Below are 26,132 nucleotides of genomic sequence, written 5' to 3'. Positions count from 1 at the left end.
TTTTTAAGCAGCGGTGGACTAGCACCCATTTTCAACTGCGACGTTGAAGAGCAATGAAATTTTCAAAACGAATCTTAAATAAGTTTCACTTTTTATCATTAAAGACTAGCCCTGAATACTTCTGCTGCATCTTGTTTTGTCAGCTTTTTAAAATTACCAAATTCCGGGCGGGCAATCACTGTTTTTTCCGCCATCACTTCGATAGAACTTTCATCTATGTCATAATCAGAAAGTGTAGCTGGTGCGCCGATACTGTTCCAAAATCCCCTTAGCTTTTTAATTCCTTCCAAACCAGTCTCAAGTTCCGTTTTCCCGGATGGATCCACATCAAATACGTTAACTGCAAACTGCTGGAAGCGTGATGCATTTTCTTCATTTAATACATGCTCCATCCAATTTGGAAATAATATCGCTAAACCTCCGCCATGAGGGATATCATGTACAGCTGACACCGCGTGTTCCAGATTATGGGTTGCCCAGTCACCACGGAGCCCCATGCTGAGCATATCATTTAATGCAAGGGTTCCACACAGCATAATTGTCTCACGATATTCATAGTTTTGTGGATCATCAAGCAGCTTAGGGGCAGTTTCCATCACCGTTTTTAAAACCGATTCACAAAATCGATCCTGTATTGGCGTGTTTGTCGCCAGATGGAAATAGTGCTCCAGTACATGTGACATGATATCTACCATGCCATAAACCGTCTGATTACGAGGCACGGAAAAAGTGTGTGCCGGGTCAAGGATGGAAAATTTCGGACTTGTGTAAGGTGAGCCCCATCCATGCTTTTCATTTGTTTCCCAATTGGTAATAACCGAACCTTTGTTCATTTCAGATCCAGTTGCAGCGTGTGTCAATACCGTTCCAAGTGGTAACGCCTTAGGAGCGGGTTCTTTTTTCGTTACAATATCCCACATATCAATATCTGTATTTGCCCCTGTAGCAATTGCCTTCGTGCAATCAATCGTACTACCACCACCGATTGCCAGCACGAATTCCACCCCTTCTTTTTTGCAAATTTCTACACCCTTACGAACAGTTGAGATACGAGGATTTGGTTCAACACCGGAAAGTTCAAATACTTCAGCATCTATTTCCCCCAGTTTATACAAAACATTATCGTAAATCCCATTTCTCTTTATACTTCCACCGCCATATACGATGAGAACTTTTTTGCCATAATTCTTAACCTCTTCTGGAAGAGCATCCAATTGCCCTCTTCCAAAAATTAGTTTCGTCGGATTGGAGTACGTAAAATTTTCCACAAAAGAACCTCCTGCTTTTATTTTGTGTGTACAATTACATCCATTTCAACAAGTGCATCCTTCGGTAAACGACTTATTTCAATGGTTGCTCTTGCGGGGTATGGTTCACTTAAATATTTCCCATAAATTTCATTAACGGTAGCAAAATCATCCATTGAAGTTAAATAAATCGTAAACTTCACTGCCTGAGTAAAATCAGTCCCCGCTTCTGTCAAAATGGCTTTCAGATTTTCCAACACCTGTTTTGTTTGATTTTCTATCCCTTCTACAAGCTCCCCTGTCGCTGGATTTATCGGGATCTGACCGGAAACATAAACAAAGTCTCCTGCCTGAATTGCCTGTGAATATGGACCGATTGCTGCTGGTGCTTTTTCCGTATGAATTGCCTTTACCATTTCAATTCCTCCTTCAATCATTTTCTATCATCATACCATTTATTCCCTTTATTCTGAAGCTATGACATCTCTATATTCCATTACAGACCTGACATAGTAGATGTCCCCATAGCATGCCCCGATTTCCTCCGCTTCCTCACGTAAACAACGATATTCTTCCTGGTTCGGGACACTTTGATACATTTCCTGGGAGAAATCAATCGCTGTCTCCTCTGAGTAGGCTTTCGCATTTTCCTGTACAAAATCAATAAATCCTCTGCCAAAATTATAGGACTGAACCGCTAAAGCAACGTCACCCTCCGCATCTGACAAGGTTTCGGAAAAATAATAGACTCCTTGTTTAATAGAAAGCTCCGGATCTTCAATACAGTTTCTCTCCCCACAATAGCTTTCCGAAGCCTGCATTGGGTCATTTCCCCTTCCCCCTGATTCCTGCATCATCATTCCCAGAATGACATCAACATGGGATGAGACCCCATACTCCTCTGCGTATTGCTCTACAAGTGGACGATAATCTATTACAGCTTTACTGACGTTTGATTCTGACTTGTTGACAGGATCCGGTTTTTCATAGGATATGACAGACAATACGATGAATATACCGCACAATAAAATCGTAATCATAGCTGTCTGTTTGAATGCATAGGTTGTTTTTCTTTCCATCTTCATCTCTATCTATTCCTTTTTTGTTATGACTCTTTTCGTAAAGATTGTTGGTATAAAGAACATTACCCAAACAACCGCTCCGTATATAAGGTGTCCGGATATCCAATATAGAAATGCCTGCAGGTCCAAAAGATCCGGTGTCCGATCAGAGAAGGCAGTGATGCCGTATAATAACACTCCAATTCCAGCATTTGAGACAATATATGAGGAAACTTTCAAATGAACCCCATATTTTTGAAACACGAAGTATAGCACAATGACAAGCAGAACAGACACGATCAGATGCAAAAGGAGTTCCATTCGTGCATTCAGCTGAGCATCTTTTAAAACCTGAATATAATCTACATTCATTAGCAGTGTATAAACGGGTTTATCTGTTACTTTTTCAATCAGCTTCAGGAAAACACCTAAAATCCCTCCAGCAATAATCCCGATTGCCACCAGTTTAAGAAAAGCCTTCATGAATCTGTCTCCTCTTCACATTACATTCCCTATTTTTTCGAAAACAACTCTTTCTTCCGCCATTTTCCAAACCGATAATATAAATAGGCAATCAAACTGCTGACAATAAAGCTCGACCCCATACCGACGGCAATCCCAATATCGCCGAAAACCATCGAAAACAGGGCTGTCAGCGGGTAGCGTAAGACCCAAAAGGAAATAATATTTAAGGCCAGTACCTGATACATCGCTCCAGCTGCACGGACAATTCCATTAAGTATAAAGTTTATCCCTAAAAACGGATAACATAGAGCTGTAATCTGCAGGTAGCGTGTTCCAAACTGTACCGCCTCTTCCTCCTGTATAAAGAGTCTGATTCCATATTCAGCAAAAAGTACGACACAAAGACCTACGATGAGCATAATTCCAAAATTATACAGCACCCCATACTTTGCAATACTTTCTACCCTTTGCCACTGCCGGATACCGATATTCTGTCCTGCCATACTGTTTACAGCAGTACCTAAAGCCTGTGCCGGAAGCAGTACAAGACTATCCAGACGCTGAGCAGCACTGAACCCCGCAATTACGCCTCCACCAAAAGTAGTCACAACACTCATAATTGCTGCAGAGCCCGCAGATATGACAGCCATTTGTAAGCCTGAAGGAATGCCAAGGTTTAAGATCAACCCAATTTCCTTTCTTGATGGCAAGCGCGGTATCGTGAAGGGAGCATGTTTACCATGTAACACATAAATTAATCCATACAGGAAAGCACTTCCCTGTGCCACGATTGTTGCATAGGCTGCCCCCTCTACCCCAAGTCCAAATCCCGAAATAAAGATCGGATTGATTATAATATTTAAAATAACTGCAATCAGAACAAAACGCAGTGGTGTCTTACTATCCCCCAATGCGCGAAGTACCGTACTGATAAAGTTATAGCCAAACAGGAATAATATCCCCAGAAAATTAATCCGCAAATATGCTTTTGCTTCCTGTATCATATCCTCAGGTGTACCAAGTAAGGCTAGCAGCTGTTCCGCTAACAGAAAACCTGTTGTGCCAAGTGATACGGCCATTATTGTCAAAATCACTACAAATGCATTTAAATACCGTCTCAATCCTTCTTCATTATCTCTTCCTTTTTGTTGGGATAAAATGGTCAGTGCTGCATTATTCAATCCGATGACAAATGATAATACGGTGAAAATGATGGTACCAGATACAGCCACTGCACCAAGAGCATTGGCGCCAAGCAGATTACCGACCCATAAACTATCAGCAAATTGGTAGGATGTCTGTAATAGATTTGTGAGTATAATTGGTCCTGAAAATATCATTAATTGTTTTAGGATATTTCCTTCTGTAAAATCATGCTGTTTTGCCATTCATAAAACCAGCCCTCTTCTATTAATATCTATGTTATATCATACCATTTTAGATGGGGAAGATAATCGGAGTTTCAAGACTTTAAGAAAATTGTCTTCTGGTTAAATTAGCTAGTTTGATTAAAGATGGTGGTGGCATGCTCTCAGCCGCCATGTTGATTTCTTAACTGCAAATAAAGAATAAGGTAATCAGAATTGACTCTGATCACCCTATTCTTTATTACTAGACTACCTATTTATATGAAGATTTAAGCCCCGGTTTCAGACTTCTGCATGTTCTCTTTTTTATCCTGTCTTGTAAACAACTGAATAACAAGAAGAACGATAAAGGCACCTAATCCGAATAAATCCGTATTTCCTTCTGGATATATTAAGATCAACCCAGTCAACACGGTAACTATTCGTTCAGCCCAGTGCAATTTCCGGTACCAGAAACCGATCATACCTGCTCCGATTGCCATCATTCCGACCATAGCGGTGAACAGCGACCATAATATTTCCATAGCCGTTGCATCAATCATCAACAACTGTGGATTGAGCACAAACATATATGGAATAATAAATGCGGCAATCGCAAGTTTCGATGCGTTCCCACCTGTTCTTATTGGTTCACCGCCAGATATACCCGTGGCGGCAAATGCTGCCAGCGCAACTGGTGGCGTAATATCTGCGACGATACCAAAATAAAACACAAACATATGTCCAGCAAGCACCGGTATTGCTACCTCAAGCTGGTCATTTAATGCCAGGATTGCAGGTAAAGCAATTGTTGATGTAATAATGTAGTTTGCTGTTGTTGGTGAACCCATCCCCAATATAATGGAAGCAACCATTGTAAAGAATAATGTCAGCAATAACTGCATCTCGATAGAGTTAGCAAGTGCTCCAGCTATACTAACAAGGCTATTCCCCATTTTAAGACCTAAACCGGTTTTCGTTACAACACCCACAATAATACCGGCACAGGCCGTCGCTGCAGCAACCCCTAATGCAGTACGGGCACCTGAAGTCAATGCTACAATAAATCTGCTTGGTGTAATTCTGGTGTCCTTTCTAAACAGACTGACAAGAATCGTAATTCCAATCCCGTAAAGTGCTGTTCTTTCAATACTGAATCCAGCAAATAAGAGGTATACGATTGCCAAAATAGGCAGTAATAAATGCAACTTTTTCAATACTGTTTTCTTCGCAGGAATTTCCTCTTTCGGTAAGCCGTGAAGCCCCATTCGCTTCGCTTCAAGATGTGTCATGATCCAGATTCCGGTAAAATATAAAATTGCCGGAATCGTTGCCGCCTTGGCAATCTCCCAATAGCCGACACCTGCAAATTCAATCATCAGAAAGGCTGCAGCCCCCATAATCGGTGGCATAATCTGGCCACCTGTAGATGATGCTGCTTCTACAGCCCCGGCAAAATTCGGTCTGTAACCAAGCCGCTTCATCATTGGAATTGTGTAGGAACCTGTAGTAACAGTGTTCGCTACAGAACTTCCGGAAATGGTACCATTTAACGCACTGGAAAATATTGCAACTTTGGCAGGTCCCCCGGTTCGTCGTCCTGCCAAAGAAATTGCCAGGTCATTGAAATAGGTACCAACACCCGTCTGAACAAGGAAAGCTCCAAATAAAAGAAACAGAAAAATATACGTTGAGGAAACCTGTAATGGTGTACCTAATATACCTTCTGTTGTAAAGAACATCGAATCAATCAATTGTTCCAGGCTAAGCCCCCGGTGTGCCAGCATACCTGGCAGGTTCGGGCCAAATAAAGCATAGACAAGAAAAACAATAGCAATGATCGTAATTGGCAGTCCTACAGCACGTCTTGAGGCCTCCAGGACCAGCAATATCCCTATCCCGCCGATAAGCATTTGTATTTCGGTAATCCCGCCGATTTGCTGCACCAGCGTTTCATAGAATACCGGCCAATAACCACAAACAATTATCGATAATAATACTAATATGTAATCATACCATGGCACCGAATCTTTTTTCGTTTTTCTTCTTGCAGGAAATAAGAAAAATATAAGTGACAGCGCAAAGCCCAAGTGGACTGTCCGCTGGATATAAGCCGTATATTGGCCAAATGCCCCTGTATAAATCTGAAAAAGGGAAAATGCAAGCAACCCAAAAAAGACTATCTTTGCAACAATGCCGGTTACATTTCGTGTGTTTGACTCAGTATCATATTTTTGCAGCAATTCTTCTTGTTGTTCATCTGCTGCGTTATTTTGATTTTTATTTTTTTCACTCATGTACTTTCACTCCTTTCATATATTCCCATAACGTTAACGTTTCTATTTTTACAGTAAACCAAGCACCTGGTTCAAAATATTCATTAAACCAAACCAAATGCTCTGTTTCAGAGGCCTTATCATTTGAGGAAGATTTGTCGGTGGGTCCCCATGCCAGACGATTTTCAGAAACCGTCTCTCCATTTCGTATATTCATAGAGGGAAAATAATTATCCAAATCTTTTATATGATATTTTCCATTTTCATAGACAAAAGTCTCTCCTTCAAGTGCATTGGAAGGCATACCTATTCCGAATTCTTCGTAAACAATCTCATATTGCCTGATATCACCATTTTTCATCACTTCATATTTTTCCACAACGTCTGTTTTGTGAATAGAATGGGTGAAGATGATGTGAAATGTATCTCCTGTTTCTACAGGAAGGAATGCTTCTATGTTATCCGTATTTTCTTCATAAAACACTAAAGCCGATCGTAATGGGACAAATAGGATGACAGCAATAGAGAGAAGTATTATACAAACTAATATTACGAATCGTTTATGTTTCATATAAAATCCACCTACATAAGAGAAACCTGCTAAAAAAACAAGAATATAGCCGGCAATCATCACCTGAAAAAAAGCGCTGACAACCGGCCACTATAGTACTTAGTAAAATACATAATCTAATTATTATCTATTCTGCACTTACGCCTTCTTCATCGAAATATTTTTGTGCACCCGGATGCAATTCAGTTCCAATTCCATCCAATGCAGAGTCAAGTGTGATGAATTCAGCTTTCGCATGTGCCATATCACCTGCATTATCATAAATAGCCTTTGTAATATCATACACTGTATCTTCAGGAACATCCTCTGTTACAGCAACCATCGCAAGCACTGCAACAGTCGTTACATCTTCTTCAAGTCCGTATGTTCCTGCTTCAATAGTATCTTCTGCATAATAAGGGTATTGATTAATAAGTTCTTCAATTTTTTCCTGTTCAACCGGAACAATGGAAACATCCACGGTAGCACCTAATCCTTCTACCGCCCCTGTTGGTGTACCAGCTGTAATGAACGCAGCATCAATGTTTCCATCCTGGATTCCACCGGTGGATTCACCAAAATCAAGATTCTGTGCATCAATGTCGTCCATCGTCAAACCATGAACTTCCAAAATTTGCTCCGCATTCACATACGTACCTGAACCAGGTGCTCCTACAGAGACTGTTTTTCCTTCCAGATCTTCAACAGACGATATATCTGCATCTGCTGATGTAACAATTTGGATGGTTTCAGGGTATAAAGATCCAAGTGCTAAAACATTATCAACCGGGTTACCATCAAATGAGTTTATTCCTTCAACTGCATTTGCCATTACGTCTGTTTGAACAAATGCAAGTTCGGCTTCACCTTCCTGTAATGCTACGATATTATCTGCTGAAGCATTGGATGAGACTGCATCTGTTTGAATACCAGTTGCATCTGAAATATTCTGAGCCATTTCACCGCCTAAAGGGTAGTATGTACCACTTGTGCCACCAGTTAACAAGCTCAGGAAATCCGGTGCTTCTTCGCCGCCACCATTTGAACCGCTTTCACTTTCTCCTTCACTGCTACTGTCACTTCCTCCACAGGCTGCAAGAATTAAAGTTAAGACAAATAATAGTACAATAGACATAAATAGTTTTCTCTTTTTCATGCAAACTCCCCCTTGTTATCATAGTATCTGTATTTTACACTTGCCTTCACAAAATTGTCAATATAATCTTTAAATCGTTTTCATATGAATTAATATTTCCATCCATTGGAGTACTGATATTTATTAGCGGAATAATTGTTCAAAAACTGATGAGACTTTAGTATGTAATATTCTGAAATATATGATATTATATAACTTGAATAGAATAATTATTAGAAGGAGATGTTCTGATTATGATGCAGGTTCCTTTAACAATCGGATCAATGCTTGAACATGCAGAAAAGTTTTTTGCCAAAAAACAAGTCATCTCACAGACCCACGACAAGCTGCACCACCTCACTTATAAAGATATCGGCGAGAGAACCAGGAGATTAATGAGTGTATTAAACAGCCTCGGCATACAAAAAGGAGACCGTGTCGGCACACTGGCATGGAACCATCACAGACATCTGGAGATTTACTTTGGCGCTCCAGGTATCGGCTCGGTTCTCCACACCATTAATATTCGCCTGTCACCAGAGCACATTATTTATATCATTAACCACGCAGAAGATAAAATCTTATTCATTGATGAAGATATCCTACCTCTTATTGAAAAAATTCACAGTCAACTAAAAACAGTTGAGGCTTTTGTTGTCATGACAGATAAAAATGAGCTGCCACAATCATCACTCAAACCACTCTACTCCTATGAAGAACTGCTTCACACCGGCGATCCGGACTATCCGTTTAGCACAACTATTGATGAAAATGAACCTGCGGGAATGTGTTATACATCAGCAACAACAGGAAAGCCAAAAGGAGTTGTCTATTCCCACCGTGGTATTGTCCTGCACAGTATGGCCTTAGGTCTGGCTGATACAGCAGCCATCTCCGAATCTGACATATCCATGCCTGTTGTACCCCAATTCCATGTGAATGCCTGGGGGACACCTTTTGCCTGCACATGGTTTGGAGCCACACAAGTCATGCCCGGGCCTCGTTTCACACCTGAACGACTAGCATCATTCATCGATAGATTTAACGTGACAATTACTGCAGGTGTACCGACCATTTGGCTTGGGTTATTGCGTGAACTGGAGCAAGGAAACTATGATACAAGCAGTCTCAGGGCGGTGTTATGTGGAGGTTCAGCGGCACCCCTTGGTATGATTGAAACATTTGAAGAAAAATATAATATCCCGTTTTATCACGCATATGGTGCTACCGAGACTACACCACTCGTATCTTTTTCCCGTCTAAAAAGCTATCAGCAGGATTACACAAAAGACAAGAAGCTTGCCGAACGGGCACGACAGGGAATTTTAGTACCGGGGCTTCAAATGAAAGTCCTTGGAAATAATGGGGAAGTGGATTGGGATGACGAGGAAATGGGTGAACTGTTGTTACGAGGGCCATGGATTGCCAATGAATACTATAAAGATGAACGGTCAGAAAACAGTTTTATTGATGACTGGTTCCATACCGGCGATGTAGTAACAGTCGATGAGGAAGGAACCATTAAAATCATTGACCGTACAAAGGATTTGATCAAAAGCGGTGGGGAATGGATTTCCTCGGTAGACATTGAAAATGCCATCATGGCACACGAATCCGTTTTTGAAGCCAGCGTGGTAGCTATTCCGGATTCCGAGTGGCAGGAACGCCCGATTGCATGTGTGGTGTTAAATGAAGGATATCAGGAAGACGGACGAAAAAACGAATTATTGCAATTTCTAAAACCTCAATTTCCAAAGTGGTGGCTACCGGATGATGTCCTCTTTTTTGAAGAAATTCCAAAAACGTCTGTCGGGAAATTCTTAAAGCGGGAATTGCGTGAACAGGTGAAAGCAAAATACAATCTGCAATAAATAAATATAAGAGACCAGCAGTTTTGCTTCATAGAACTGCTGGTCTTTTGACTGTCTCTACCCGAGTTATTATGCTTATCTGTGCTTCACACTACATACCTTGATCATATAAAAGCAGCCCTCATAAAGGACTGCTTTTTTCTACTGTATTATTCTTCAATGTAAACTTCATGAAGGTCTAAAACTTGAGTAGGTAATTGGCTCAAACCTTGGACCTCATCTCTTACACCGAGTAGAAACTCCTGGTGATGCAGATAAATCCATGGTGCGATATCTACAAGCATTTCCTGAGCTTCACTATATATCTCTTCACGTGCTTCCGGCTCGGACTCTTGACGTCCTTCTTCTAATAATGCATCAAGTTCTTCATTTTCTGTAAATGTACGGTTACCCGGGTCACCTTGCTGATCGGAATGGAACAGTGAATACAAGCCGTAATCAGCGTCCCCTGTAGCTGTTGACCAGCCAAGCACAAACATGTCATGCTCGCCGTTAGCAGTTTGCTCCAGGTAAGCACCCCACTCAAGAACTTCTACTTCCACATCAATACCAATTTCTCCAAGTTGTGCCTGAATGTTTGTAGCAGCATCAATTCGTTCACGGCTGTCATTTGTCCAGATCGTTGTGGAGAATCCATCTTCATAACCGGCTTCAGCCAGTAATTCCTGCGCCTGTTCCGGGTCATATGGAAGCGGATCGACGCTGTCATCATACCCAAATACGTTAGGAGCTAATGGCCCAATTGCAGGCTCACCGACACCGTTATAAATTCCTTCTACAATTTGTTCCTTATCAATTGCCATCGAAATGGCCTGGCGTACCTCTTTATTATCAAAAGGCTCTTTATCCATATTAAAACCAATGTAGCTTGTGCTGACACTTCCTTGACGGTTCACATGCATGCCGTCTGTTCCTTCCACACGTTCCACATCATTTGGGCTTAGTGGGTCGGAAATATGGGAAGTTCCTGTTTCCAATTCTGCTATACGTGTCCCGTCTTCCGGTACAACTTTGAAGGTAACAGAATCAAGTAATGCAGGCTCCCCCCAATAATCTTCATTTTTTGTCAGTACAATTTCCTGACCTGGTGACCAGCTGTCAAATTGGAAATAACCTGTACCAATTGGATTTTCATTGATGACACTGCCTGGTTGTTCTCCTTCTTCCATCGCAGCATAATCAGCTTCAATTTGCTCTAATGAAACCATTCCGCCACCCGTATGGGAAAGATGGGCCGGCAATGGTGAAAACGGATATTCTGTATGGAAACGAACCGTATAATCATCCACTACTTCAACTTCTGTAATCATCTCATATAAAAACGCTTTAGCAGAACCTACCTCTGGATCGATAATACGGTCAATATTCGCTTTAACAACCTCCGCATTGAATTCAGATCCGTCATGGAAAGTTACTCCTTCACGGAGTGTAAACTCCCACACATCATCTTCCACTGCTTCCCAGTCGGTTGCAAGTCCCGGCTGAAGCTCCATGTTCTCATCCTGAACGATAAGTCTTTCAAAAATATTATATTGCACATTAGCTGAAGGAACATCATTTTGTCCAGCAGGGTCTAATGTTACAGCATCAGATAGATTAGCAACAATTAAATTTCCGCCGGAACCTTCGCCTTCAGCAGCTTCTTCACCACTGTCCGTATCTTCAGATCCTGTGTCCCCACTTTCATCGGGTTCACTGGCACATGCTACAAGAACAATACTTAACAGTAATGTTAATATTAGTAACAACAGTGAATTTTTAGACATTTTCATTAATGTAAACCCCCTATAACTTTTTTGTAAAGTTTTTTACAGTACTATTACAAATATAAATGATATTTTAATAGAACACAAGATGATTTTTTAATTTTTTCCCAATTTAAAATAGGATATCTTATTTATAGAGGAGAGTAATAATATCGTTTATCAAGCTTTGAATCTATGCTATAAATAAGAGTTTTCCTAAATTTCCTATATTGTAAAATGTAAGATTCATGATATAATTTAGCAGAATACTCATGCAAAATTATGTCAATTTTTGTCGAGAAAGGGAGAAAAAGCGTTATGAGTGAACAAATGCAGACGATAGATAATCCAGAAACCTCTATCAAGCCACCCAACCCCAAATTACAAAACTGGAAAATAGTCTTTAAAAAAGTAAGAAAAAGTAAAGGGGCAATGGCAGGATTATTTTTAATTCTTTTTTTATAATTGTTTCAATAATCGGTCCATTCTTTACGCCATATGAACCAGATACACAGGATTTAGTTAATAAACTTGCACCACCATCCGCTGAACATTGGTTTGGAACCGATCACTTTGGGCGTGATATTTTCAGCCGGATTATTCATGGTATGGGGATTACCTTATATGTCGGTTTCTTCTCTGTCATCCTGGGTGCTACTTTCGGCCTGGTTTTAGGATTAGTCTCCGGTTACTACGGTGGTCGCACAGACAGTGTTATTATGAGATCAATGGATGTACTGCTCGCATTTCCAGGTATTCTTTTGGCTTTGGCAATTGTCAGTATCCTAGGTGGAAGTTTAATCAATGTCATTATTGCAGTAGCCATTTCTTCTGTACCTGTCTTTGCCAGACTTGTCCGCGGTTCGACACTTTCCACTAAAAAGCTGGAGTATATTGATGCAATGAGGGCGTTGGGCTCCAGTGACAGTCGTATTCTTTTTAAACACATATTACCCAATGTCTCTTCACCAATTATTGTACAGTCGACCCTAAGCATCGCAACAGCGATTATATCTGCAAGTGGTCTGTCATTTCTGGGTCTTGGTGCACAACCGCCGACACCAGAATGGGGAGCAATGTTGAGTGATGGCCGAAATTATCTGTTCAACGCTCCACACGTAGCTACCATCCCTGGCATTGCAATTGTTATTGTTGTGCTGGCGTTTAATATTCTTGGAGACGGATTAAGGGATGCGCTTGATCCGAAAATGAAAGATTAGAAAGGAGAGCGGGAACAATGTTTAAATTTATTGTCAGAAGAATCATTCAGACGATTCCAGTTCTCATCGGTGTTTCCATTCTAGTATTCAGCATGATGCACCTCATACCAGGGGATCCGGCCCAAATCATGGCCGGGGAAAGTGCGCCAGAAGAAACAGTTGAAAATATGAGAGAACGTCTGGGACTCAATGAACCTCTGCCGGTTCAATATGTAACTTATATATGGGATGCAGTACAAGGGGATTTAGGTGATTCCTTGAGAAGCGGCCGTGCCGTTACGGATGAAATTGGCAGCCGATTTTGGGTAACCATCGAACTAACGATTTACAGTACAATTTTAAGTATATTTATGGGATTAATCGCTGGCGTTATTGCTGCGACTAAGAGAAATTCTTTGATTGACAGTGGTATTATGGTGATTGCTCTATTTGGTTTGTCCATGCCTAACTTCTGGCTTGGTCTTATGTTAATTCAGTGGTTTTCTATCGGAATCGATTTACCGGGATGGATACCATTTATAGATAATACGGGATGGTTCGCACCTTCTGGTTGGGGTAATTTAGACCAGCTTCTCCTGCCGGTAATATCATTAGGGACAGCGGGAGCCGCTATCATTGCCCGAATGACGCGTTCCAGCATGCTTGATGTTCTGGGTGAAGATTATATACGTACAGCGAGAGCAAAGGGAGTTAAAGAACGAATCGTAGTTTATCAACACGCATTAAAAAATGCATTAATTCCAGTTGTAACCGTTACTGGTCTTCAATTTGGTTCACTGCTTGGCGGTGCGGTACTGACAGAAACGGTTTTTGCTATTAATGGATTGGGACGACTCATTATTGATTCCATTGAAGCACGGGATTTCCCGATTGTACAAGGAACCATCTTAGTTGTTGCTCTCTTGTTTGTACTAGTGAATTTGATCGTTGATATCATTTATCAGCTGTTGAATAAACGGATTAAAATCGATTAAGAGAAAATATTGATATTGGGCATTAGCCGGGATATCTAAACAGTGAAAGATGAAAGTACATGGTAAAATTGAAAGTAAGGATGGTGAGTACTTTATGACCACAGTCAATGATAATTCATTTGAAAATATATTAGAAATTAAAAACCTGCAAACCTCTTTTTTTACAGAGGATATGGAAGTTAAAGCTGTTGACGGGGTCACCTATACGCTTCCAAAAGGAAAAACACTTGGCGTTGTAGGTGAATCCGGTTCTGGTAAAAGTATAACCGCTCTTTCTATTCTCCAATTAATTGAGGACCCGGGAAAAATAGTAGGTGGCGAAATACGTTTCAAAGATGAAAACCTTGTGGGCAAAAAAGAGTCAGAAATGAGGAAAATCCGTGGGAATGAAATATCAATGATTTTCCAAGAGCCTATGACATCATTGAACCCAACCTATACAGTAGGTAAACAAATCAGTGAAGCCTATAAAATTCATCAGGGATTAGGGAAAAAGGACGCAAAAAAGCGTTCACTCGAAATGTTGAAGCTTGTGGGGATTCCTTCCCCCGAAAAAAGAATTGATCAATATCCTTTTGAGCTTTCAGGAGGTATGAGACAACGTGTTATGATTGCGATGGCATTAGCATGTAATCCAGATCTTCTTGTAGCTGATGAGCCTACGACAGCACTGGATGTAACGATTCAAGCTCAAATTCTGGATTTAATGAATGACCTGCAGGAAGAGTTAGGCATGGGAATTCTATTAATCACGCATGATATGGGGGTAGTGGCTGAAGTCTGCGATTATGTTGCTGTTATGTATGGTGGCCAAATTGTCGAATACGCAGATGTGAACACACTATTTAACAGCCCTAAACACCCATATACAGTAGGTTTATTAAATTCAATCCCTCCATTTGATCGCGATATCGAAGGAGATCTTCCAATTATTAGAGGAACAGTGCCAAGTCCTGCTGAAATGCCACAAGGATGCAGGTTTGCACCACGCTGTCCATTCGCAACAGAGTTGTGCAGAAATAAACTGCCAGCTTTAGAGACAGATGAACATGATAATCAAATTCGCTGTTGGATCTATTCAGACGAATGGGATGGCGACCCGGAGGTGGACGTAAATGCAGAAAGAACTTCTAAAAGTTACTGATTTGAAACAGCACTTCCCTATTAAAGGTGGACTGTTAGGACGAACAGTAAATCATGTAAGGGCAGTGGATGGTGTCACGTTCAATATTTATGAAGGTGAAACACTAAGTATCGTCGGAGAATCCGGTTGTGGTAAATCAACTACCGGCAGAGCGATTTTAAGGCTTGACGAGCCAACTGGCGGACAAGTGGAATTTAATGGAGAAGACTTACTATCTTTCAAAAAGCGGAAAATGAATAAGACACGGAAAAACCTGCAAGTGATTTTCCAGGACCCTTATGCATCTATCAATCCCCGCCAGACGGTTCGACAAATTCTCAATGAAGCGATGGAAATACAGGACGTATTACCAAAGAATGAACGAAATGATAGAATCATAGAGCTTATGGAAACGGTTGGACTCGGTCCTCATCAGGCAGACCGTTTACCTCACGAATTCAGTGGTGGTCAACGACAGCGAATTGGGATTGCAAGAGCACTTGCCGTCGATCCTAAACTTATTATTGCCGATGAAGCTGTATCAGCACTGGACGTTTCCATTCAAGCACAGGTAATTAACCTGTTGAAAAAATTACAGCGTGAGTATAACTTAACCTATTTGTTTATTTCGCATGACCTTGGCGTTGTGCGCCATATATCTGACAGAGTAATCGTTATGTATCTGGGAAAGATTGTGGAAATCGCGGATAAGAAGTCATTATTCAAAAATCCACAGCATCCTTATACAAAGGCATTGCTGTCGGCTATCCCAAGTACAGACACGGATAAGAAAAAAGAACGGATTATCCTGAAAGGCGATGTCCCTTCACCAATCAACCCGCCTAAAGGTTGCCGTTTCCATACCCGCTGCCCATTTGCAACGGACTTATGCAGAACGGAAACACCGGAACTCAGAACTGCCGATTATATGAAAGACGGTCATCAGGCAGCCTGTCATTATATGGAAGAGATCAAATCAGGTGAACATCAACCGACACGCTAAATAAAAAAGAGCACGCTCTGGATTTGCCAGGGGGTGCTCTTTAAATGCATACACTCTTCCATCCCTTAAGTTATCTTGACAATTTTGGGAAAATTCTATACCATGAAATAAATAGTTAGAAAACTTTGCTTTTGCCAGACGTTTGGCAAAATCTTTAGCCCGAACTGATGCAGTTAAAAAGTTTAATATCATCTTCACTGCAAAAAATGTCGTTTATAAAGGAGTTTATATAGATGAAAGCAAAAATTGCTGTTTTTGGCAGAAAAGAAGTAATGGATCAAATTCACACTTCCATTAGTGGACAGGATGAAATTGAAGTTATTCCATTTACATACACGAAGGCTAACGAAGTTGTAGAATTAATTGAAAAGGCTTTCATGTGTGACATATACCTGTTTACAGAAGCTCTTCCCTATTTATATGCCTCGGAAAAAATCATAAAAAAAAGACTGCCTGCAGTACAGGTTGCATTCGATGAATACATGATACTCACATCCTTCTACCGGATTAAAAATTATCATAATTTGCAATTAAACCGGATTTCCATTGATGTATTACACGACTCCCATGTAGAAGGCGTACTCCACGAACTGGATATTAATGACCATGAGATTTATACATACAGCTACGGTAAAGACATCGAAGTAGATATCAAAAAAATTGTTAAGCATCATCAAAAGCTATGGGACAGTGATAAAATCGATTATGTTCTCACATCTGTTGATGAGGTAGAACAGCAATTACGGAATCTTGATATCCCAACAATTCGTATGATTATTCCCAAATTGAATATGGAACGTGCTATCGAACAGGCGAAATCGATTGTTACATTAAATCAGAGCAAAAGTGCACAAATCGTCGCCGGATATGTACAGATTAAAAACTTTGCTTCCATTAAAGAGGTACAGGGCGAATCTGCTGCAACCACCCTGTTGAATAAACTGCATGAAATTTTAAATAGGTTCGGGAAGAAGACATACGCTTCCGTTTTACCAAGTAATGTGGATCAATTCGTATTATTTGGTACACGAGGAATCCTTGATCACATCACAGATCATTATAGAGATTTTCCAATGATACGTGAAATAGAGCAGTCACTGCAACTTCCTGTTGATATCGGATTTGGCCTTGGATTAACAGCCAAGCAGGCGGAAGATCATGCAAAATTAGCACTGGAAAAATGTGAGCAGACAGATGACAGCAGCTGTTATATTGTTAATGATCGAAAGGATACCATCGGTCCGCTTGGTGTCAGGAAGCAATTTGATACATCTAAACTGTATCAGTCACTGATTCACAAAGCACGTTTAAATAATGAGTTATCGTATAATTTCATTGATTTCATTCAGTTTCGAAACAATGAGCCCTTTTCATCCAACGATGTTGCTACCTTTTACAGTGTAACCAAACGCAGTGCTGAACGTACCATAAACAAGTTGCTGAGTGGTGAAGTAATTAAAGTAGTAGGTGAAGAAAAACCTTATGTTAAAGGGCGCCCACGGAAACTGTTTACATTGAATCAGTAAAGAGAATGGTACAGAGGCAGTGGACGCAACCCAGATTGTCTATTAAATACGAGGAACTGTTTTATTGTTAATGATTAAACAAGTATTTCAATATACTATCGAGAAATGACACACTATCCGTTATTAGAAAAACCGGCAATAACATAATGACAAAAATTACTACCAGGTTGGCTATGATGAATTTGCTGAATCCATTTGCAACAACTTTCATACCTAGCACCTCCTTGAGTAAGACGTCATTTCTAAAAGATAGAATAATCTTTTTATATTTTCCCTTTCCCGTTTTTAAGAATATGTAAACAAATTGTAATAATGCTAATATTTATGCAAAAGAACAAAAACTCAAGTCACACCTTGCACACCCTGAAACATAAGAAAGTTCGCCTAAGTGCCCCACTATTACTTGAGCAACGTCGTGTGGGCTGAAAGCTTGAACTCAACATGCGTTTGACCTCAGGCGGGATAGTCGCCCCGAGCTGGACGTGGCTTACAATGTAGTAAAATGAATACTGGTAAACTTTGTAGCTCTTTAATGTAGAAGTTGATGTAAAAGACGACGTAACTTTATCATGGTTTTGCTTTCTTCCATACCTTTTGAACCCAGTGCTATAACAATCGCTTCGACAGAATACTTCGCTGGAAGTAGTGTTCTAATTATCGAAAGAAACGGTTCATGGGATTTATGTTTCATGAAGTTTTTTCTCCCTTAAACAGAAAGCTATTCTAAGCTGCTAAAAAAATGCGAGACTCCTTGAAAATACAAACCAATTTTCTTCGTGCGGTGTTGATTCATGAAGTTAATTCAGGTCCTACGGGAAAAGGAACAGTCTGAAGACCCCGCAGCGAGCGGTCTTTGCGAGTAAGGAGGCTGAAGCGTTCCCCGTGGAAAGCGAGTATTTTTTTAAGCAGCGTTGGACTAGCACTCATTTTGTAAAGGATGAGAGGAAGTCACTGTTAGGTTACTTCTTCTTTTATATCTTTTGTGACAAAAGCAACAAATCTTTTCAGTGGGGACGAGTAACCGATATCCCAAGCGTATAGGAGACAGCCTTCTGATTAAATTAGCTGTTTTCATTATAGTTGGATGGCATGCTAGTTTCTTAACTGCAAAAAAGAAGCTGAAGAGGGTCAAACCCTTTTCAGCCTCCTTATATATTCAGCAGTTCACGGACATCCTCTTCGCTTAGAGAAGACAACATTGTCTCACCTGGCTGGATGACCTGATCAATCAATTCACGTTTCTTCTGCTGAAGTTCATATATTTTCTCTTCAATCGTTCCTTCTGTTACCATCCGGATAACCTGGACGACATTTTTCTGACCAAATCGGTGTGCACGCCCGGTTGCCTGATCCTCTACTGCGGGGTTCCACCATAAGTCATATAATATTACGGTATCCGCACCGGTCAGATTCAGCCCGGTCCCCCCTGCTTTCAAGGAAATCAAAAAGACATCTTTCTCTCCATTGTTGAATCGTTCACTTGTTTCAACACGCTCTTGGGAAGGTGTTTGCCCATGCAGGTAAAAATAATCGACGCCTTCCTGTTTCAGTTTTTCGATGATAATTTCATGCATGCTTGTAAACTGTGAAAAAATTAGCATGCGTTTTCCATTTTTAATCGCGTTTCGTACTGTATCCATCAGCTGCTCCAGCTTACCGGATTGTCCTTCATAGTTTTCGATGAACAAGGATGGATGGCAGCAAAGCTGGCGAAGTCTGGTTAATCCAGCGAGAATCTTCATCCGGTTTTGGTTGAAGCCCGTTTCTTTCATGGATTGTGCAGCCTCTTGCTGCAGCTGACGGTGATAGCCTACATATAGGTCCTTCTGTTCCTTCGTTAATTCAGAAACACTTACAGTTTCAATTTTATCCGGGAGTTCCTTTAATACATCTTTTTTCAGACGACGCAGGATAAACGGTTTTGTCATTGCACTAATTTTTTCATTCGATAATTGCTTGAAATTACGCTGATTCGGCATGAGACCAGGGAGGACCACCTGGAAAATTGCCCAGAGCTCATCAATAGAGTTTTCAATTGGTGTACCACTGAGTGCAAACCTTCTGCCTGCCTTTATCTCACGAATGGCGCGAGATGTTTTGGTTGCATAGTTTTTAATAAATTGTGCCTCATCAAGAATCAATGTTCTAAATGTCAGTTCTCGATAGTATTCGATATCCTGGCGCAATGTCGCATAAGATGTAATCCAGACATCCATATCGGTAAGTTCCGTAAACTTCCATCTGCGTTCGGCTGGTGTCCCTGTTAGAATAGCGATATTCAAGTCAGGAACAAATTTTTCAAATTCATTTTTCCAATTATATACAACAGATGAAGGTGCTACAATCAAATGGGGTTGATCGCTCTTTTCTGATGCAATATAGGCGATGGATTGCAATGTTTTCCCAAGACCCATATCATCAGCTAAAATTCCACCCAGATGATAGTTGCTCAGTGACTTGAACCATTGATAGCCAGTATGCTGATAATTTCGCAGTGATGCCTGCAAGTTTTCTGGAAGCTCATAAACCTGCTCCTCCGGGGATTTCAATTGATGCAATAGTTTGCGAAAAGCCGGATCATAGTTCTTATTTGTCTCAATCAGTTCATCAACCTGTGCACCACGATAGACAGGCATATGCACATTGCCGTCCTCTACATCATCTTTTTTAATATCAAAATCATTAAAGAACTGTTTCATGGAAGAAAATTCATCACCTTCCAATGAAAGCAATGCACCGCTCTGCATACGGTAATAACGTTTCTTTTCAATGACTGCATTAATAATTTGATTAATTTCTGAATCATCCACGCCATCGATATCAAAACCAATTTCCAATAAATTTGTCGATGACTCCAGGCTCACGCTCGTACTTGGCATCGGTTCACTTTCCACAATCAGGCTGCGGATGTCCGAGGTTAGGAACAACTCCACATATTCATCGAGAAGTGGCAGAACACTGTATAGGAAGTCATATAAATCCTCCTCTTCCTCTTCAATGTACAGTTCCTTACCATTATAATGGAAGTTCGCATATTCAATCAGACGCATAATCTGCTGTTCTTTTTCCACATCACGGATAATGATGACATCATTTTGTTCTCTTCCACTGAATGGATCGATGTTTTGACTTCCATATTGATATTCCAGCTTCCCGACAATCAAGTCTGCCTTTACTTCCAGATACAGCTTTGCCCGCAATGGTACCTGAATAATCTCTTCGGCAACCTTGTCTGCTATTTCTACGTCCCCAACTTTTTTTAGAGATGGCAGAATTTCCGATAAAAATGTATCTGCCTGGGATTGTGTAATCGGAAGCTGTAGATCATTCAGACCGAACTGATTTATTCCTTCGAGAATGGGAAGTTGCTCCTTGGCAGGAAAATAAAACACACCCTGATAAAATAACATTTCGTATGGACTAAAATAAGTTGCATCTGTTACTTCATCCATTTTCAGCAGCAGATCATTGCTTTCATTTTTTGTCAATGCAAACTGAAATGGTAATTGGCCCTTCTCTATACTTACTTGTTGATAACTTCTTCTATCTGTTTCCACTGTGAAATCCCGTTCCGTAAGTTTACCAAGAAGTTCTTCGGCAATAAGAGGCGGGATAACAATGGCACGTTTGTTTTTGTTTCCTTCATAATTAATAAAAGCAAACCTGCTATAAATTTGCTCATTTTTTTGCAGACCATACAGTAATTCAAAAATGTCAAGATCCTGCCTTAGAAAGTAATGTGTTTCCGGATTATAAGTAAACTTCTTTGTGAAATAATGTTCATTTCCCTGAAAGACATCCTCCAGGAAATCATAGGCATCTTTAACGACAAAGGCTCGCTTTTCCCCTGTTTTTAATTCTACAACCAGGTTTTTATCATAGGTCCACTTGCAGTAATATTCGACATGCATCGGCATTTTTTTCGGCAAAATTTCAGGCGCTGTACTTGGCTGTTCAATGGAACTGAGCGCTTGCATAAAACGGTTTGTTTTCTGATAATCATACCTTGCAACAGCCGGCGTAGCATTCGGGGTCCCCTGCCGTTCTGATTCCTTATTGACGACACTGATCAATGTTGCAGCAATATGCTTGCAGGAGCCAAATGTTTCAAAAGCGGGACAGTCACAATACGTATCAATTGACCCTTTATCTAAATCCTTCATGTTGATCTCAACAAAGTAATCTTCTGTCCCATGTACAGTAGCTGTCCAGACTTTAAAATTAATATCGTATAAAAGATCGCTTACTTTATCTTCTTTATAGTAATTCAGTCCGCGTTTATATATAATAGCTGGAAATAACTTTTGAATATTGATATCGCTAATACTTTTCAAAATTCTGTAAACCTACCTTCTACAGTCTCATTATATCTATTGTAAACGAGAAGACACCATTTTTAAACCTTTGAAGTTTTTTAGCCCATATGAGATCTCCATCTGCGTAATAACTTCTATTGCGCCATTCTTTTTGCTCTAAGGTAAAGATAAATATATAAAATCATGGAAAGCATAACAAACCCGGCAGAGGTTATGTAAATGGAGCCATAGCCAAAAAGAAAGGCCAACTGTCCAAAAACGATTGCGCCAATTCCTATCCCCAGATCAAAAAATGAGAAAAAGGTTGCGTTCGCCATACCTCTTCGGTTATTTGGTGCCTTTTCAACCGACCATGCCTGCAGAGCTGGCTGCACACTGCCAAATCCCAATCCATAGAGTCCTGCTGCAATGAGCATTACTGCAGTACTTGGCAGCCATGATAAAAGCAGCATAGCAAAGAAAATCATCAATGCGCCAGGCAAGAATATATAAAGATGGCCTTTTGTATCATAAATCTTCCCTGCGAACGTTCTCGATATCATTAAAAATATAGCATAGACGAGAAAATAAACCTGAATCCCCGCTACATCCTGTTCTATCGCATGAAGCGGAAGAAATGTTGCAATTCCTCCAAATGTCGTTGTAATAAAAAACAACAGCAATGATGGCTGCAAAGCTGTTTTTTCAAAAATATCAAATTTAACTGTTGTGGTCTTGTGTTCGGATTGCTCCACTTTTTTATAATGAATTCTTGTCGAAAAAATAAATGCAATCAAACCAAATACAGCACAAATTAAAAAAAGCTGCGAGAAAGAAATAATACCAACCAATGTCAATCCAAGTGATGGACCGAAAGCGAGTGCAATATTACCTGATAGACCAAAATAGCCCATCCCTTCACCGCGGCGCTTTGGTGGTATTAAATCTGTTGCGATGGTTCCACCTGCAGTAGTTGAAAACCCCCAACCGGCTCCCTGTACGATTCGCATCATAAATAAAAGCATGATACTGCCAATAAATGCATAAGAACCAATAGATAGTACGAAAATAGATAATCCGAGCATGAAAACAAAGCCTCTTCCCTTTGATTCCAGTGCATGACCGGCATAGGGGCGAATCAATAGTGCAGAAAAGGTAAAAATACCAACTATGACACCAACCAGCTGGTCACTGCCACCAAGTTCCTTTAAGAATAAAGGAATCGTCGGCAATGTCATTTGAAAACCGAGAAACACAAAAAAATTAGCCAGGCAAATAAACACAAAATCACGTGTCCAAATTTTATCGACGTTCTTTGCAGACTGCGTATTCACATCCGAGCTCATGGAAGACCCCTTTCTTCGATACTCGAAGTATATTATACATGAGGATGGGTAATTATGGAAGGTCGTTTGCTGTTTGGTTGTGGGGCGTGGTGCGATGTGTCCTGCGCTCGTGGTCCGGGGTTCTGCGATCGAGACCCAGGGTACTGCGTTCGCGGCCCGGGGTACTGCGCTCAACGGCGATGGTACTGCGCTCGTGGGCCAGGGTACTGCGTTCAACGGCGATGGTTCTGCGATCGAGACCCAGGGTACTGCGTTCACTGGCATTGGTACTGCGTTCGCGGCCCAGGGTTCTGCGCTCAACGGCGATGGTACTGCGCTCGCGGCCCAGGGTTCTGCGCTCACCAGCGCCAGAGCAGCTTTCACAGTTACCACCGTATTAAAGCTGCTCTAGCAACAAATAAATCCCTGTAAAAAACAATAGAATATAGGTCAACCAGCGGAACAATGACTGATTCATCCATGTAAACAGTTTTTGCCCCACAACTAAGCCTATCCCTACAAGTGGCAGACCCATTAAACTGGAAATCCAAATTTCCTTTGAAGTCCCTGCAAATACGACCTGAATAACCAGGCTTACAAAGTAGATAAATAAGTAAAAGGCTAATGTAGTTGCACGGAGTGTTTCCTTCCTTGTATCTGTTCCGGAAAAGTACAATAAAATTGGTGGTCCCGGGATTCCAATACTTGTTGTGAACATACCTGAAAAACCACCAACTACAAAATCCCTTTTTATCGTCTGCCTTGTTCTCACATTAAAGACCAGCAATACGGTCAATAATAAAATAAGTATGCTTATGACAAATTTTAATATGTTCATATCCATTATTAAGAATACTGAGATTCCTATCGGTAAACCTGTCAGACTCCCCCACGTAAATCTTTTTAAAATCCCTGTATCCACGTCCTTTTTTATCTTAGCAATTAGTGCACAGGAAATAAGCAATGACAAAATCAAATTAATTTGAATTGCTTCACGTGGATCAAATAGCAGCAATAACAAAGGGGTCGCCATGATGGAGAACCCAAAACCGGTACTTGTCTGCAATATGGAAGCTAGTAAAATAATAAATGCAAATAGGAGAATCGTATCCAATTCATACACCTGCAATCTATACAATTATAAACATTATATTAACACAAATAATGCCCGGGAAATAATCCCGGGCATTTATCTGCTATTCTCCAATGACACCACATGCGATACGATCTCCGGCATCACCAGATGGCTGGGATTCGTAGTCATCCGCTTCAGAATGAATAACGAGCGCTGTACCCTCTTCTGTGTATAGCGTGTTATCCCCATCCTGTTCCAATGTCACCATATCTGCACTAACTTCTGTATTTACCGTTCCATCTTCTGCAACTTCAATGTTTTCAAGATCCCCTGCATGCGGTCCTTCTGGGTCATCAAAACCATGATTGGCATCTGTAGGATTGTAGTGACCGCCAGCTGATTCAAAGTCAGGTCCTTCACAGACACCTGTTTCATGAATATGAAAACCATGTGTGCCCGCTGGAAGATCCGTTCCTTCCAGTGAAACATTTACACCCGACTCATCTTCTGTTAACGTCGCTGTTCCTACGATGTCCCCATTTGCATTATTTAGGGAAACAAGAACTTCTTCTTCCGCACTTGAATTACTTTCAACAGCATCTTCCGTATTATTCTCAGAGGCCTCGTCATTTTGCTGTTCTTCCTGATTCTGATTACCTTGTTCTTGATTATTTTCGGATTCCTCATTTCCGCCGCAAGCACTTAATAGGACAACTATAGCCAGAGCGAAAAATACCATCATCCAACGCTTCATATTATTAATCTCCCTTCGATGTATAGTTATAAGTATTTTTCACATAGCAGTGATGGTTTAAACCTTTTATGCAAAAAGTCGTTCATTCGACTCACCTTTCTGGAAACAGGGTGCCTCAAGCTTTATACTTGAGGAAATATATAGAGGAGGAATTTATATGGGCATCTTTGATGGAATGATGGGCAATGCCTCTGAAATAGATGCAGATAAGGCAGAAAAGGAAATAGCTGAGCTCCTGACTTCTGCAGAAAAGGTAGAGCATGCATATAAGCTCATCCGGGATCTGATGGTTTTCACAGACAAACGGCTTATATTAGTGGATAAACAAGGTGTAACAGGAAAGAAAATAGAATATCACTCAATTCCTTATAATAATATTACACATTTCTCCGTAGAAACAGCTGGAACATTCGATTTAGAAGCAGAATTGAAGATATGGGTGTCCGGTATGTCAGTGCCTGTTGAAAAAACATTTAATAAGCAGTTAAACATTTATAAGGTGCAAAGTGTTTTAGCGGATTATGTCTGCTAAAGAACAAAAAGGCTGCCCCTGATTTCATATAAGGGCAGCTTTATCAATTTTAATGTTATGCAACAGCGACTTCTTTTTTTACTTTTTCTTTTACGATTGGTGTATGGTTTCTCAAGAAAGGAATGATCCATCTGTCTAAGCCATAGCGTCCAGCATTGTAACCGGCAATCATTAGGAATATGGTAATAACAACCATTTGAGCATTTGTGCTAACAGTTCCGCTGAATAGGAATGCAAAGTTCATTGTGATACCCATAAGCGCTGCAAAGTTTGTCAAAATACCCAGCATAAGTGCGATACCTACCAATAACTCCCCCCACATTACCATGGTCGTGAATAAACCGGCATTCGGGAGTGCTACAACTTCTAGAAATGTTCCCCACCATGCTTGAACAGTAGCTCCTTCACCTGTAGAATTCGCAACGGCCCCTTGAATAAACCCACTTGCATCAAACTGACCACCTGTTATTTTACCCAGGCCACCCATAAACCACGTATAGCCGATATATATTCTTAAGATAGCTAAAACACCTGCAACTATTTTATTATTACGAATGAAATTCATCATCATTTCTTCATCTCCTTAAATTTTATTATTTGTTCATTACT

The 26,132-nt window shown here is 40.6% G+C and carries 21 protein-coding genes and 1 pseudogene; 7 read left to right on the top strand and 15 right to left on the bottom strand.

Annotation, left to right across the window (positions count from 1 at the left end; translation table 11 throughout):
• Positions 1–98: 98 nt before the first annotated feature.
• The 8 genes from ACZ427_RS18985 to ACZ427_RS18950 form a co-directional block, all read right to left on the bottom strand.
• Positions 99–1,268: an iron-containing alcohol dehydrogenase gene (locus ACZ427_RS18985; RefSeq protein ID WP_461177265.1), complete on the bottom strand. Its 1,170-nt coding sequence runs from the start codon at positions 1,266–1,268 to the stop codon at positions 99–101.
• Between the two features lie 17 nt (positions 1,269–1,285).
• Entirely contained in the window at positions 1,286–1,663 is a 378-nt protein-coding gene (locus ACZ427_RS18980) for a RidA family protein (protein WP_461177266.1), read from the bottom strand.
• A 48-nt stretch (positions 1,664–1,711) separates the two neighbouring features.
• Positions 1,712–2,332, bottom strand: a complete 621-nt coding sequence (locus tag ACZ427_RS18975; protein ID WP_461177267.1) for a lysozyme family protein — start codon at positions 2,330–2,332, stop codon at positions 1,712–1,714.
• Positions 2,333–2,338: 6 nt separating this feature from the next.
• Positions 2,339–2,791 carry a hypothetical protein gene (locus ACZ427_RS18970; protein ID WP_461177268.1) on the bottom strand — a complete coding sequence of 151 codons (453 nt, stop codon included), beginning with the start codon at positions 2,789–2,791 and terminating at the stop codon, positions 2,339–2,341.
• A 29-nt stretch (positions 2,792–2,820) separates the two neighbouring features.
• The gene (locus ACZ427_RS18965; RefSeq protein WP_461177269.1) at positions 2,821–4,161 is read right to left on the bottom strand and encodes an MATE family efflux transporter; all 1,341 of its coding nucleotides are present in this window, start codon (positions 4,159–4,161) and stop codon (positions 2,821–2,823) included.
• A 248-nt stretch (positions 4,162–4,409) separates the two neighbouring features.
• The gene (locus ACZ427_RS18960) at positions 4,410–6,416 is read right to left on the bottom strand and encodes a TRAP transporter permease (protein WP_461177270.1); all 2,007 of its coding nucleotides are present in this window, start codon (positions 6,414–6,416) and stop codon (positions 4,410–4,412) included.
• Positions 6,409–6,966 carry a DUF1850 domain-containing protein gene (locus ACZ427_RS18955; protein ID WP_461177271.1) on the bottom strand — a complete coding sequence of 186 codons (558 nt, stop codon included), beginning with the start codon at positions 6,964–6,966 and terminating at the stop codon, positions 6,409–6,411. The genes ACZ427_RS18960 and ACZ427_RS18955 overlap by 8 nt, the downstream gene beginning before the upstream one ends.
• Positions 6,967–7,093: 127 nt before the next feature.
• Complete coding sequence (locus ACZ427_RS18950) at positions 7,094–8,101, bottom strand: TAXI family TRAP transporter solute-binding subunit (RefSeq protein ID WP_461177272.1); 1,008 nt, start codon at positions 8,099–8,101, stop codon at positions 7,094–7,096.
• 233 nt (positions 8,102–8,334) lie between these two features.
• Here ACZ427_RS18950 and ACZ427_RS18945 point away from each other — a divergent pair, with 233 nt between their 5' ends.
• Positions 8,335–9,951, top strand: a complete 1,617-nt coding sequence (locus ACZ427_RS18945) for a long-chain fatty acid--CoA ligase (protein ID WP_461177273.1) — start codon at positions 8,335–8,337, stop codon at positions 9,949–9,951.
• A 149-nt stretch (positions 9,952–10,100) separates the two neighbouring features.
• On the opposite strand, the gene ACZ427_RS18940 is transcribed toward ACZ427_RS18945, so the two are convergent.
• The gene (locus ACZ427_RS18940) at positions 10,101–11,723 is read right to left on the bottom strand and encodes a glutathione ABC transporter substrate-binding protein (protein ID WP_461177274.1); all 1,623 of its coding nucleotides are present in this window, start codon (positions 11,721–11,723) and stop codon (positions 10,101–10,103) included.
• Positions 11,724–12,014: 291 nt separating this feature from the next.
• On the opposite strand from ACZ427_RS18940, the pseudogene nikC reads away from it, so the two are divergent.
• The 5 genes and pseudogenes from nikC (at position 12,015) to ACZ427_RS18915 (ending at position 17,542) form a co-directional block, all read left to right on the top strand.
• A pseudogene (nikC, locus tag ACZ427_RS18935) lies at positions 12,015–12,916 on the top strand (nickel transporter permease).
• 17 nt (positions 12,917–12,933) lie between these two features.
• Positions 12,934–13,890, top strand: coding sequence for an ABC transporter permease (locus ACZ427_RS18930; protein WP_461177275.1), 957 nt, complete (start codon positions 12,934–12,936; stop codon positions 13,888–13,890).
• A 94-nt stretch (positions 13,891–13,984) separates the two neighbouring features.
• Entirely contained in the window at positions 13,985–15,034 is a 1,050-nt protein-coding gene (locus tag ACZ427_RS18925; protein ID WP_461177459.1) for an ABC transporter ATP-binding protein, read from the top strand.
• Positions 15,006–16,016 (top strand): ABC transporter ATP-binding protein, encoded by a 1,011-nt coding sequence (locus ACZ427_RS18920; RefSeq protein ID WP_461177276.1) that lies wholly within the window; start codon positions 15,006–15,008, stop codon positions 16,014–16,016. Before ACZ427_RS18925 ends, ACZ427_RS18920 begins: the two co-directional genes overlap by 29 nt.
• Before the next feature lie 233 nt (positions 16,017–16,249).
• On the top strand, positions 16,250–17,542 hold the full coding sequence (locus ACZ427_RS18915; protein WP_461177277.1) for a hypothetical protein: 1,293 nt from the start codon (positions 16,250–16,252) through the stop codon (positions 17,540–17,542).
• A gap of 67 nt (positions 17,543–17,609) precedes the next feature.
• Here ACZ427_RS18915 and ACZ427_RS18910 read toward each other — a convergent pair whose 3' ends face one another.
• The 5 genes from ACZ427_RS18910 to ACZ427_RS18890 all read right to left on the bottom strand — a co-directional run bounded on the left by ACZ427_RS18910 (position 17,610) and on the right by ACZ427_RS18890 (position 24,991).
• Positions 17,610–17,753 carry a hypothetical protein gene (locus ACZ427_RS18910; RefSeq protein WP_461177278.1) on the bottom strand — a complete coding sequence of 48 codons (144 nt, stop codon included), beginning with the start codon at positions 17,751–17,753 and terminating at the stop codon, positions 17,610–17,612.
• Between the two features lie 937 nt (positions 17,754–18,690).
• A complete protein-coding gene (locus ACZ427_RS18905) occupies positions 18,691–21,876 on the bottom strand; it encodes an SNF2 helicase associated domain-containing protein (protein WP_461177279.1) in 3,186 nt (1,061 codons plus the stop codon).
• Positions 21,877–21,992: 116 nt separating this feature from the next.
• Positions 21,993–23,183 (bottom strand): MFS transporter, encoded by a 1,191-nt coding sequence (locus ACZ427_RS18900; protein ID WP_461177280.1) that lies wholly within the window; start codon positions 23,181–23,183, stop codon positions 21,993–21,995.
• 376 nt (positions 23,184–23,559) lie between these two features.
• Positions 23,560–24,276, bottom strand: a complete 717-nt coding sequence (locus ACZ427_RS18895; RefSeq protein ID WP_461177281.1) for a sulfite exporter TauE/SafE family protein — start codon at positions 24,274–24,276, stop codon at positions 23,560–23,562.
• 82 nt (positions 24,277–24,358) lie between these two features.
• Positions 24,359–24,991: a superoxide dismutase family protein gene (locus tag ACZ427_RS18890; RefSeq protein WP_461177282.1), complete on the bottom strand. Its 633-nt coding sequence runs from the start codon at positions 24,989–24,991 to the stop codon at positions 24,359–24,361.
• Positions 24,992–25,148: 157 nt separating this feature from the next.
• Here ACZ427_RS18890 and ACZ427_RS18885 point away from each other — a divergent pair, with 157 nt between their 5' ends.
• On the top strand, positions 25,149–25,523 hold the full coding sequence (locus tag ACZ427_RS18885; RefSeq protein ID WP_461177283.1) for a PH domain-containing protein: 375 nt from the start codon (positions 25,149–25,151) through the stop codon (positions 25,521–25,523).
• A gap of 55 nt (positions 25,524–25,578) precedes the next feature.
• On the opposite strand, the gene ACZ427_RS18880 is transcribed toward ACZ427_RS18885, so the two are convergent.
• Complete coding sequence (locus ACZ427_RS18880) at positions 25,579–26,094, bottom strand: DoxX family protein (protein ID WP_461177284.1); 516 nt, start codon at positions 26,092–26,094, stop codon at positions 25,579–25,581.
• Positions 26,095–26,132: the final 38 nt, after the last annotated feature.

The sequence above is a fragment of the Virgibacillus ainsalahensis genome, from assembly GCF_055380755.1.
This window is presented reverse-complemented; position numbering and strand designations above follow the sequence as displayed.

Bases quoted from the DNA above. Each gene is read 5' to 3' on its own strand.
- ACZ427_RS18890 (WP_461177282.1), bottom strand. From the start codon at position 24,991: ATGAAGCGTTGGATGATGGTATTTTTCGCTCTGGCTATAGTTGTCCTA.
- ACZ427_RS18970 (WP_461177268.1), bottom strand. From the start codon at position 2,791: ATGAAGGCTTTTCTTAAACTGGTGGCAATCGGGATTATTGCTGGAGGG.
- ACZ427_RS18965 (WP_461177269.1), bottom strand. From the start codon at position 4,161: ATGGCAAAACAGCATGATTTTACAGAAGGAAATATCCTAAAACAATTA.
- ACZ427_RS18880 (WP_461177284.1), bottom strand. From the start codon at position 26,094: ATGATGATGAATTTCATTCGTAATAATAAAATAGTTGCAGGTGTTTTA.
- ACZ427_RS18920 (WP_461177276.1), top strand. From the start codon at position 15,006: ATGCAGAAAGAACTTCTAAAAGTTACTGATTTGAAACAGCACTTCCCT.
- ACZ427_RS18930 (WP_461177275.1), top strand. From the start codon at position 12,934: ATGTTTAAATTTATTGTCAGAAGAATCATTCAGACGATTCCAGTTCTC.
- ACZ427_RS18975 (WP_461177267.1), bottom strand. From the start codon at position 2,332: ATGAAGATGGAAAGAAAAACAACCTATGCATTCAAACAGACAGCTATG.
- ACZ427_RS18980 (WP_461177266.1), bottom strand. From the start codon at position 1,663: ATGGTAAAGGCAATTCATACGGAAAAAGCACCAGCAGCAATCGGTCCA.
- ACZ427_RS18885 (WP_461177283.1), top strand. From the start codon at position 25,149: ATGGGCATCTTTGATGGAATGATGGGCAATGCCTCTGAAATAGATGCA.
- ACZ427_RS18955 (WP_461177271.1), bottom strand. From the start codon at position 6,966: ATGAAACATAAACGATTCGTAATATTAGTTTGTATAATACTTCTCTCT.
- ACZ427_RS18950 (WP_461177272.1), bottom strand. From the start codon at position 8,101: ATGAAAAAGAGAAAACTATTTATGTCTATTGTACTATTATTTGTCTTA.
- ACZ427_RS18900 (WP_461177280.1), bottom strand. From the start codon at position 23,183: ATGAGCTCGGATGTGAATACGCAGTCTGCAAAGAACGTCGATAAAATT.
- ACZ427_RS18925 (WP_461177459.1), top strand. From the start codon at position 13,985: ATGACCACAGTCAATGATAATTCATTTGAAAATATATTAGAAATTAAA.
- ACZ427_RS18960 (WP_461177270.1), bottom strand. From the start codon at position 6,416: ATGAGTGAAAAAAATAAAAATCAAAATAACGCAGCAGATGAACAACAA.
- ACZ427_RS18910 (WP_461177278.1), bottom strand. From the start codon at position 17,753: ATGAAAGTTGTTGCAAATGGATTCAGCAAATTCATCATAGCCAACCTG.
- ACZ427_RS18940 (WP_461177274.1), bottom strand. From the start codon at position 11,723: ATGAAAATGTCTAAAAATTCACTGTTGTTACTAATATTAACATTACTG.
- ACZ427_RS18915 (WP_461177277.1), top strand. From the start codon at position 16,250: ATGAAAGCAAAAATTGCTGTTTTTGGCAGAAAAGAAGTAATGGATCAA.
- ACZ427_RS18945 (WP_461177273.1), top strand. From the start codon at position 8,335: ATGATGCAGGTTCCTTTAACAATCGGATCAATGCTTGAACATGCAGAA.